8 protein-coding genes are annotated in these 10,882 nt (G+C 49.0%); 2 read left to right on the top strand and 6 right to left on the bottom strand.

Annotated elements, in window-relative coordinates:
• Window positions 1-124: 124 nt before the first annotated feature.
• Complete coding sequence (locus tag LLF78_00040; GenBank protein ID MCE5200894.1) at window positions 125-298, top strand: 4Fe-4S binding protein; 174 nt, start codon at window positions 125-127, stop codon at window positions 296-298.
• A 135-nt stretch (window positions 299-433) separates the two neighbouring features.
• Here the strand turns inward: LLF78_00040 and LLF78_00035 are convergent, their stop codons facing one another.
• From LLF78_00035 to glgB, 6 genes are all read right to left on the bottom strand, one after another.
• Window positions 434-1,078 (bottom strand): class II aldolase/adducin family protein, encoded by a 645-nt coding sequence (locus LLF78_00035; protein ID MCE5200893.1) that lies wholly within the window; start codon window positions 1,076-1,078, stop codon window positions 434-436.
• On the bottom strand, window positions 1,068-2,357 hold the full coding sequence (locus LLF78_00030; GenBank protein MCE5200892.1) for an MFS transporter: 1,290 nt from the start codon (window positions 2,355-2,357) through the stop codon (window positions 1,068-1,070). The genes LLF78_00035 and LLF78_00030 overlap by 11 nt, the downstream gene beginning before the upstream one ends.
• Before the next feature lie 14 nt (window positions 2,358-2,371).
• Window positions 2,372-3,691 carry a glycosyltransferase gene (locus LLF78_00025; protein MCE5200891.1) on the bottom strand — a complete coding sequence of 440 codons (1,320 nt, stop codon included), beginning with the start codon at window positions 3,689-3,691 and terminating at the stop codon, window positions 2,372-2,374.
• 251 nt (window positions 3,692-3,942) lie between these two features.
• The gene (locus LLF78_00020) at window positions 3,943-5,865 is read right to left on the bottom strand and encodes an LTA synthase family protein (protein ID MCE5200890.1); all 1,923 of its coding nucleotides are present in this window, start codon (window positions 5,863-5,865) and stop codon (window positions 3,943-3,945) included.
• A 77-nt stretch (window positions 5,866-5,942) separates the two neighbouring features.
• Window positions 5,943-7,517: a 4-alpha-glucanotransferase gene (gene malQ / locus LLF78_00015; GenBank protein ID MCE5200889.1), complete on the bottom strand. Its 1,575-nt coding sequence runs from the start codon at window positions 7,515-7,517 to the stop codon at window positions 5,943-5,945.
• Between the two features lie 20 nt (window positions 7,518-7,537).
• A complete protein-coding gene (glgB, locus tag LLF78_00010) occupies window positions 7,538-9,445 on the bottom strand; it encodes a 1,4-alpha-glucan branching protein GlgB (GenBank protein ID MCE5200888.1) in 1,908 nt (635 codons plus the stop codon).
• Between the two features lie 70 nt (window positions 9,446-9,515).
• On the opposite strand from glgB, the gene LLF78_00005 reads away from it, so the two are divergent.
• Window positions 9,516-10,882: FAD-binding oxidoreductase (locus LLF78_00005; GenBank protein MCE5200887.1), on the top strand; the 1,367-nt coding region annotated here is incomplete at its 3' end.

The raw sequence follows: 10,882 nt of genomic DNA, 5'->3' as shown, positions 1-10,882 counted from the left end.
TTAAATATATTCAATATATAAAAAGTAGTTGAAGCATTTGATTTTTCAAGATAGAATACGCAGGAGTGGGATCGGTTTTCCCGCTGCAGATTTTTGGATCATACTTTAAGGAGGACTTCTTACAATGGCTAAAGCAGTAGTCGATCAGGATACCTGTGTAGGTTGCGAAGCTTGTGTAGGCGTGTGCCCGACATCAGCGATCAGCGTAACGAACGGCAAAGCAAAAGTGGACGCAGACACTTGCGTAGAGTGCGGAGCCTGCGTAGCCACCTGCCCTGTAAGTGCAATCTCGCAGTAGGCTAGCGGTCAGTTAAAAGGCACATGTAAAAGCTGCCTGCGAATTTGTGTTGGCAGGCAGTTTTTACATGTAGATGACCCGCAAACTAAATCATTCTCCGTAAATATTAAAAATACTAATGGGCAATTTGTTTTGTCATCGTTGCCCATATCTTTTTTTGAGGTCTTCCGTTTCAAATTTGATCTCTTCATCAGTCAGCGCAATTCCTCCGCCGGCTATATGAGCAAGGATAAATATATTCGCAAAAGTTTCGAGCATCTCACAGCGGGACAAGGCCTCTTCGAGCGTCTTTCCCACACACAAAGAGCCGTGGTTTGCCAGCAGGACCCCGACGCCGTTTTTAAGTGCAAGGACCGCGTTTCTGGCAAGAGCCTCAGAACCTATTGGTGCATAGTCTGCAACAGGCACTGCCCCGCCAAATACAGCGACCTGGTTGTCGGTTATCGGTTCAAGTTTGCGTCTGGCGGCGGCAATAGCGGTAGCACAGGTAGAATGAGTATGTATAACAGCGGCTATATCAGGGCGCGCAGCAAGTATCGCCAAATGCAGGCCACTTTCTATCGACGGATTTCTCGTCCCGTTCAGGATTTTGGCGCAGAGATCCATCTCTACCAGATCTCCGGGTGACAGATCCGCATAGCTCATGCCGCTAGGGGTGATAAGAAACCCCTTGCTCGTTCTTGCGCTGATGTTTCCTCCTGCCCCCTGCACAAGGCCTTTTTCCGTCATCAGTATACCCGCCCTTATGATCTTCTCCCTGAGAACTATGTCATTGACCATCGTCAAACCTCGCAGGACTGCTCATGAACGGCATTATAAGCAAGTTTGCCACACCGGCAGTGAGAAATATATTTATTATTGAAATATGAAAATAGAGCAAGACAGATACAATAACGGCAGAAAAAACCATACCCAACGAGTCGGTCACATTAAGGCACGCAACAACACGGGCCCTATGCTCAACAGGGCTATTGGACTGCATAATGGCATACATCGGGACACTGAAGATACCCCCTGAGGCTGCAAGAATAAAGAATGAGAAAATCACGCCCCATGAGACAGGCATCCTGATAAATTCCATGGCTCCCATCAGTAAATGTCCGCTGTCAACAGCAAGGCTGAAACCATAGAGCATTATGATCGCAGCCGTAACACCAATGCTGCCTACCGGAACAAGCCTGCCTGAAATTTTGCCTTGCAGCAGCCTGTTGCAGAGGGTGGAACCAAGACCTACGCCGACAGAGAATACTACCAGAAACAGCGTTGAGACCTCCTCGTTGCCTCCGAGGATATCCTTTGAAAACGTCGGAAACTGTGAAAGGAATACAGAACCGAGGAGCCAGAACCAGCTTATGCCAAGTATGGAACGGAAGACCAGCTTGTTGGGCATGACGTAAGAAAGAATGTCCCACGTAGCTCGAAATATGTTACGGTCAATCTTCATATCAGGCGCCGAAGCCGGTGCTTTGGGTATAAAAAGGCTCGCAGTATATCCAAGGACCGCAACTCCTACAATACCCACCGAAATATACACACGGCCCAGCCTATGCAGGATCAAAAGCCCGCCGCACAGCGTGCCGGCAAGTATGGCAATATAAGTACCGGCGCTTATAAGACCATTGCCCGCCACCAGTTCATCCTCCTTAAGATGCTGAGGTAGGATGCTGAACTTGAGCGGCCCGAAAAAGGCAGACTGCGCACCCATAAAAAACAGCAAAATTATAAGCCCCCACAGACTCATAAAGTGAAAGGCCACGGCAGTCATAACCATGAGCAATATCTCAACAAATTTTATTATATGTATGAGAAAGGATTTCTCATATTTGTCGGCGATCTGGCCGGCCGTCGCAGAAAACAGAAAAAATGGCAATATAAAAAGACCCGCGACGACCGTTATCAGTATCTGGGCGTTCATCCCGTATGCTTCGGCAAGCCGGAATGTAATTAGTATCACGAGCGCATTCTTGAACAGATTATCATTGAACGCTCCGAAAAACTGCGTAAGGAATAGCGGCAGGAAGCGTCGGGTCACGAAAAGTTCAAATTGCGTTTTTATCACATACGCCCCCTCGATCAATCCTTCTCTATCTGGTCCAGGGAAATTCCTCTGGTATGTTCCGTTTTGACCCATATTCCCTGGTTTTTTGCAAGGAACGCAGCCTTAAACAATATCGGTATCCAGGTGATCCCAAACCAAAAATATGCAAACGTATCTTTGACGTATCTCAAAGTGAATTTCTTTTCGTGCATGGAAGGTCCAACAATGACACATATCAGACAAAACGCGATTATGAAGAATATCGGCAGCCCGAAGAAGAGTACCCAATCTATAGTTGTCTGCGGCGTGCTCTTGGAAATTGTCGGGAAAAGGATCATATTGTTCACCAGCGTGTACGCCATGCCCGCGATCATTATGATTATTCCGAGACAGGACTTCGCCGGCGCGAGCAGATAGAGAAAGAGGTCGAGGTACTGGAGTTTCCTGGTTACAAAGAATGATTTAAGCGCATCCATGCCGTAGTGCCATAATACCCAGTAGTGACCCTGCATCCAGCGGGTACGCTGACGTTTTGAGACCTCCATGCTCTGAGGTTTTTCGTCGTAGATCAATGCAGCGTCGTTCCAGTGGACCCTGCTGCCTGACAATATCAGACGCGTAGACATCTCGAGATCCTCAGTGAGGCTTTCGAGGTCCCATCCGATCCTCTCAAGCGTAGCGGCACGGATCACAAGCCCTGTACCGCCAAGTGTGCATGAAAGACCCCACAGTCCGCGCGCAAGCTGCCAGAAGCGGTTGGAGAACCAGTAAGCAAGCGCATAAGAACGTGTCAGCCAATTATCATCCGGATTTTTTACATCGAGGACGCCCTGTATTGCCTCTGCCTCAGGATGAAGCTCCATATAGTCGTTCATACGGGCAAGGAAGTTTTTATCCGCAAGGTTATCCGCGTCGAACATGGCAAGTGCATCTACCTCGTCCATAGGCAGTTTGGTCAACGCCCAGCGTACATTCCACGTCTTGCCGTTGTGTTCCGCGTCAAAGCGCTCAAGAGCAACGGCCCCGTGCTCGCGTACGAGCTCCGCCGTGTTGTCGGTACAATTGTCACAGGAAACAAAGACCCGGTAGCAGTTCTTTGGATAGTTCTGATCCAGCAGGCTCCTGAGAAGCGGAACGATAACCTGCGCTTCGTTATGGGCGGGGATAAGCACAGCAAACCTGCGGTAGCGCTTCGCGCGTGGCATCTCCTTCTGATTCCAGAATCCTCTTATGCTGACGATAATCTGATATACTCCGTCACACATGAGTAAACCAAGAAGTGTATAGAGCACAAACTGTACTATCCACCAGCCCCACCATATGACCCAGTAGTACAGTTCCTGCGAGTTTCCCATTGTCTGTCATTCCTCCCGGACATGCAAAAACAGCGGCATTGCAACATACAAGCGCTGCTTTTGTGTCTCAATATGATACATGCATGACAGCCTAAAAACAACAGCGGCGACGTAAGCTCTTAATAAAACGGAGACGGATACGCCGGCTATTTCCATCGTACAATATTGCATTGCCAATGACTTATAACTTGTTATCGGCAGTAACCGGTATCCGTTGTTTTTATGCTCCATATCTCTGACCGGCAGCATTTTTATCTTTCAGCCTCTGTATTCAACAGTTTGGGGATCAGGTCATACCCGAGAATTTTATCACTGAATCCGAGCCGCCGGACGACTTCATCTGTCATGTCTTTAAAATCTTCATATTTTAGTTGTTTACCGGACCTGATATCCGTTGCCGTTCCCTTTGAGGGCTCAACAAATGCATTCCCGGTTATATATGAACTGTTGCGGAATATCACAGGTTCCTTTGCCCGCGGAACGAAAAGATCATATCCCAACCCTGGAACAAAGCGAAATCCAAGCAGCCCGGACACAGTCTCTGAAACGTCGATGAGCCCGACAGGGGTTTTATCATCGCGAAACGCCCGCCCCCCGTCTGTCCCCGGCATTCTTATGATAAGCGGGATCTTCTGAACTTCGCGCCAAGCCCAATCACTGCTTAGGTCCCGTCCCAGAAGTTTTTCTATGTTTGTCCTGTCCCATATAGGTATCGCAGGGTGGTCTCCGTAGACAATTACAAGAGACGTGTTGAGAAGCCCCTTCTTCCTCAGCTCCTCAATAAATGTTCCGAATTGTGTATCAAAATAGTGTATCGACGTCAGATAGTTGCCGATCAGCATTCCCTTGAATTTGCCGGTATTGAACTTCGTCTGCGTAAATATAGGCTCAAAATCATAAGGATAATGGCTTGTAAGTGTCACTAAAAAAGCATAAAAAGGCTCAGGCTCTTTATCCAGAATGTTTACAGCCTGTCTGAAGAAACTCCTGTCACTGAGCCCCAATCCTATCTTTTCGTCAACGATGAAATCTTTCTTGCTGATAAATTTCTGGAAACCAAGAGAAGGATACATATGCTGCCTGTTCCAGAAACCCGGCCTGTCTCCATGCAGCGCAAGAGTGCTGTAACCGTTTTCCGCAAGCAGCTTTGGCAGGGCCTCGTATCTGTTTCCGGCAAAACGTGTGTACACTACTCCCGCCGCCGACGGATAGAGTGCCGCGTTCACAAGAAACTCGGCATCAGAGCTATTGCCTGTACCCGTTTGATTGTAGGCCCTGCTGAAATAAACGGACTCTCTTACGAAACGGTTTATATTCGGAGTGACCTCTTCTCCGTTTATCTTCAACCCGATGACAAACTGCTGAAGCGACTCGACCTGTATGATTATCAGATTCTTTCCCCTGTACATGCCGAACATCTTGTCATTCTGCATTTCTGCGCGGCTGCGCGCATCAAGCCAATCTCTGATCTCGTTGATCTCCTCCTGCGGCAGCGATCTTTTCATAAAGCGGTCGCGCACAATGTTCAATGCATCTGCAACGTGATATGTCATAGCCCCTACGTTGCCGCATATCGCAGGGCGGTCCCACATAGAACGCAGCGCCCCCGGCATTTTTTTTTCATAGCTGTCAAAGCACCGGTAAAGAGTCAAGGCGCCGATCAGGATTAAAATTACGGAAATACCTGCGCGACGAACGTTTAGTCTCTTAAAAAATGGCTTGTCCGAAGATTTGCGCGTTATAAAAATATAAAAAAACAGTATTGGAATGTCAATAAAATAGATGATATCTGATGGGTGGAACAAGGCAAACACAGAGTCAGATATCTCGCCAACCTGTGCCGTAAGTCCGATATTCCCGAATGAGAAAAGATCGGAATAATATCGCATGTACAGAAGATCAGTCACCGCCAGCGCAGAAAGCAGAAAGTCGGCCATAAAAGCCAGATATGGCCTAAGTCTGTTCCACATTAGATTAACGGGGACAAAAAGCAACATCGTTATCCCGACAGATGATGCCACCGCTAACATATTACGGGTAATCACAGGCCGCACATAGAATTCAACAAAATAGAATTTCATTAATACGGAGAGCATAATAATCGCAAAGAAGATCAACTCTCTGTGATCATGACCGTTATATTTATTATATTTATTGTTTTTTATAGTATGCATTACATGATGTCTCCCTTTACTATTGCATCCAAGACATCATAACATATGCTGCAGCGATATCTTTTGTGCCATTTCTCTTATTTACATCTGCCATACAGTGAGTTCATCTCTCTGAGCCTATACGCTTCGGCAGAACCATCCGACGCAAAATACTCAAGCTCCTCCTGGGTAAGCCTCCACATCCAGTTACCGCGGCATTCTCCCGGGGTGTTCATCCTGGACGAACCGTCAAGGCCAAGTATATCCTGAATAGGTATAATAGCAAGATCAGCCACAGATGCAAGAGCTAGCCGCGTCATATATTTTGCTGCATCGTCAGGGACGATATCGTGTCCGATATAGGATTGGAACCGCCTTCTGTCTGAAGCAGAAGCTTCGTTATCCCACCAGCCACGGACAGTGTTATTGTCGTGCGTGCCTGTATATATGACAGAGTTTCGTGTGATATTATGCGGAGCATATGGATTGCTCCCTACCCCATCGCCAAATGCAAACAGTAGCACCTTCATGCCCGGAATACCGGCCTTATCCATCAGATCTCTGACATCATCCGTTATTATGCCAAGGTCTTCAGCAACCATGGAAAGAGATCCGCTACCATATTGGTGGGCAATTTTCTGTTCCAGCACATCAAACAGAGCTCTGCCCGGAGCCCGGCGCCATTCCCCGTTCTCAGCCGTACCTTCATATGCGGGGATGGCCCAATAACCGCAGAAACCTCGGAAATGGTCTACCCTGATAAAATCGAACATGGCAAGCGAGGCTTTGATTCTGCCCACCCACCAGCGGAAACCGTCGGCCTCCATGCGATCCCACCTGTAAAGAGGATTGCCCCATCTCTGTCCTGTCTCACAGAAATAATCAGGCGGCACGCCGGCGACACTGTTCGGTCTGCCATCGGCATCCAAATCAAAAAAATCCTGATCAGCCCAGACATCAGAGCTGTCAAGCGCGACAAACATAGGGACATCTCCCATTATGAGGATCCCGCAGCTGCGGCAATATTCATGCAGGGCACGCCACTGCCTGAAGAATATGAACTGGGTGAATGATATGAAGGATATGCGTCCGGCATTTTCATCCTGCTGCGCAAACTGCTCAAGCGCCTGACGATCATGCCGACGATACTCGCAGGGCCATTCATTCCAACACTTGTACCCGAACTTCTCCTTAAGGACAGAAAAGAGAGAATAATCGTCAAGCCAAAACTTTTCTTCTTCACGGAAAAGACGAAATTCCTCATGCATGCAGGAGAACCTTTTATCTCCGGAAGAAAAATTGGCCCAAGCTTTTACAAGTAAATATTCCCTTACCTCAGACGCGAAGGCGTAATCCGCATAAGCAGATCCCCGACCTAAAAAAGGCTCTATATCATCCTCTGATATCAGCCCATCCTTTATCATTTTTTCGGGACTGACAAACAACAGGCTGCCCGCAAATGCAGACGAGCTGCTGTATGGAGAATGACCTGAAGCGCCGCTCACCGGCGTCAGAGGAAGGACCTGCCAGACGCCTGCCCCTGACGCTGACAAGAAAACGGCGAACCGCTCCGCATTCGAACCTAAATCACCGATACCAAACGGCCCGGGAAGACTTGAAATATGTAATAAAATCCCGCTTTTTCGCGAATTGCTCAAATATATTTCCTCCATGTAACAGGTATGCTGTTTCTCTAATCAGCCATAAAAAACAGACATGCCAGAGGCGGCAATGTAACCGCCACTGAATAAGGCCTTCCGTGAAATGGGACTTCATCAGCCTCTATCTTGCCCAGGTTCCCGCAGTTGGACCCGCCGTAACAGGAAGCATCGCTGTTGAGTACCTCGCGCCATATCTTGCCCCCGGGGATCCCTATTCTATATCCTGTCCTCAGAACAGGTGTAAAGTTCCCAATAAAAATAACTTCCGACCCATCTTTTGCACGGCGCATAAACGATACCACGCTTGAGGCCGCATCGCTTGAGTCTATCCACTCAAACCCCCGCCTGTCATAATCCTGCTCCCACAGAGCCGGTGTATCTGTGTAGAAGCGGTTTATATCGCGGAACCACCGGAGCATCCCGCTGTGCAAAGACTCGTCAAGGATATGCCAGTCCAGGCTGGAATCGTGACACCACTCGCGCTCCTGTCCAAACTCTCCGCCCATGAAAACCAGTTTTTTGCCAGGATGTCCAAACATCCAGCCGAAGAGCAGGCGCAGATTTGCAGCCTTCTGCCAATCGTCACCCGGCATTCTGCCCCAAAGCGAGCCCTTGCCATGAACGACCTCATCATGGGAGAGCGGCAGGACAAAATTCTCGGAATATGCATACCACATGCCAAATGTAAGTGAATTTTGGTGATACTGCCTGAAGACAGGATCTCTGCTCATATATTTCAGGATATCATTCATCCAGCCCATGTTCCATTTATAGCCAAAACCAAGCCCACCGAGCCATACCGGGTGTGATACCATAGGCCACGAGGTAGACTCCTCTGCCGTCGTCTGGACATCAGGGTAATCCATGTACAATGTCTCATTAAGTTTTTTCAGGAAATCTATCGCCTCGATGTTCTCTCTGCCCCCGTACATATTGGGCAGCCATTCACCCTCCTTGCGAGAATAGTCAAGATAGAGCATAGACGCAACAGCGTCAACTCTGAGTCCGTCCGCATGATATCTGTCGAGCCAGAAACGCGCTGAAGAAAGGAGAAAACTTTTTACCTCGCTCCGGCCATAGTTAAAAATACAGCTCTTCCAATCCGGGTGGAAACCGCGGCGTGGGTCGGCGTGCTCATATAGGCAGGTCCCGTCAAACTTCTCAAGCCCGAATGCGTCAGACGGAAAGTGAGAGGGGACCCAGTCCAGGATAACGGCGATCCCAGCTTTATGAAGAACATCTATAAGTTTCATTAAATCCTCGGGAGAACCGTACCGTGCGGTAGGTGCAAAATAACCTGTGGTCTGATAACCCCAGGAGCCATAGAACGGGTGTTCCATAATCGGCATAAATTCCACATGTGTAAAACCGTTGCCGACGAGATATGGGGGAAGCTCCTCTGCGAGGCCCAGCCATGTCAGATACCCATTCTCTGCAGTACGTCTCCATGAACCTGCATGCAGCTCGTATATCGATTGAGGTCTGTCATGTGCGCTGTGTTCAGCCCTTGATGCCATCCATGCACTGTCCTCCCACTTATATACGGGAGGGGGACAGACTTTGGAAGCGGTAAGAGGGGGTCCTTCACAAAGGAATGCGAACGGGTCCGCCTTGTCAAGACGCTCTCCATCACTTGTAAGGATGCTGTATTTGTAGCAGGAGTAAGCGGGGATACCGGGCACAAAACCTTCCCATATACCCGATGAATCCCATCTCGGAGCCAGTTTGTGCGCTTCTGTGTCCCATGAGTTAAAGTCGCCGATCACTGAAACTTCTTCGGCGTTTGGAGCCCATACGGCAAAGAGCACACCGGCAACGCCCTCATTTTTGATCATATGCGCGCCCATAAAATTGTAGAGACGGGCATGACTTCCCTCACGGAAGAGGTATATATCCGTCTCGCCTGCAAGACTGACACCATATACGATTTCTTTTTCCATGCTGATCCACCCCCATCTTCATGGTGCTATTATAGACGATATGCACCCGATATCATATGGAGGGATACCTATGACTGATCTGTTCTCATACACCCCGTTGACCCTGCAGGTCCTCTCAGAACTGCAGGAGGGGTTAGGGGCAAACAACGTCTCATCTGATGCGGAAAAAATAAGGACATACTCGCACGACGAAGTCCCGGCAAACGCCTATGACAAGGAATACACGGCCGAGGTCCTGGTCTTCCCCGAATCGACGGAGCACGTCTCATCTGTCATGAAAATCGCCTCATCCCACAGGATACCTGTCACACCGCGCGGAGCCGGCACGGGACTCTCAGGCGGGGCGCTGCCGGCATTTGGCGGCATCGTCATGAGCTTTGAGAAAATGAACAGAATTATAGAACTGGACGAGGCCAACCTCTCCATAACCGTGGAACCCGGAGTTGTCACCGCCGAGATAAGCAGGCTGGCTGCGATGCACAACCTTCTCTATGCCGGAGATCCGTGCAGCGGAGATGCCTCATACATCGGCGGCAATATCGCTGAGAACGCAGGCGGCAATAAGGTAATAAAATATGGCACAACGGGCGCACAGATACTCTCGATGGAGGTTGTACTGGCGGACGGATCGGTCACATGGTTCGGCGGTAAACGGCGCAAGGACGTAACCGGTCTCGATTTCGTCCATATTATGGCCGGTTCTGAAGGCACACTGGCAGTGATAACCAAGGCAGTCCTAAAGCTCCTTCCCCTTCCCAGACACTCAGTAGACCTGCTTGCGGCGTTCCCTGACGCCGAAAGTGCAATAGAGTTCGTCCCGCGGATAATAACTGAGGGCGGAATTATCCCTGCGTCAATAGAATTCATGGACCAAAAAGCTCTCCGCCTCGTAGAAAAATATTCCGGACAGCCGGTACCGGCAGGAGATGCAGGTGCCGCACTTATAATACAGCTTGAGGAAAATGATCCCGAACTGCTGGAAAGACAGTATGCTGAGATAGGAGAGCTCGCAGAAAAACACGGGGCAAATGAAGTTTATGTCGCGGACACGCGCAGCACCAAGGACAGGATCTGGCAGATAAGAAAGTCCATACCTGAGGCAACGGCTTTCTTCTATGACAAATACACAAAAGAGGATCTAGTGGTCCCGATAGATAAAGTCCCGGCACTGCTTGCAGCTGTTAAATCTGTGTGCACCGGCAGGGGTCTTGACTGGGTGGCCTACGGGCATGCTGGAGACGGAAACATGCACTGCACGATCATCGGTCCAGACTCAGACAATTGGCGTGAGGCCCTCCACAAGGCACAGGAGGAAATATACTCAAGGGTCATCTCAATGGGAGGCACACTATCGGGAGAACACGGCATTGGCTTCAAACGTAAAGGATATATGAAGTTTTTTCTTGATAATGAGCAGATAGAACTTATTAAACGTGT

Source organism: Synergistaceae bacterium (assembly GCA_021372895.1).
Lineage (GTDB): Bacteria > Synergistota > Synergistia > Synergistales > Synergistaceae > JAJFTP01.
The sequence above is the reverse complement of the archived record's forward strand: the minus strand, read 5'-3'. Positions and strand labels throughout refer to the sequence as shown.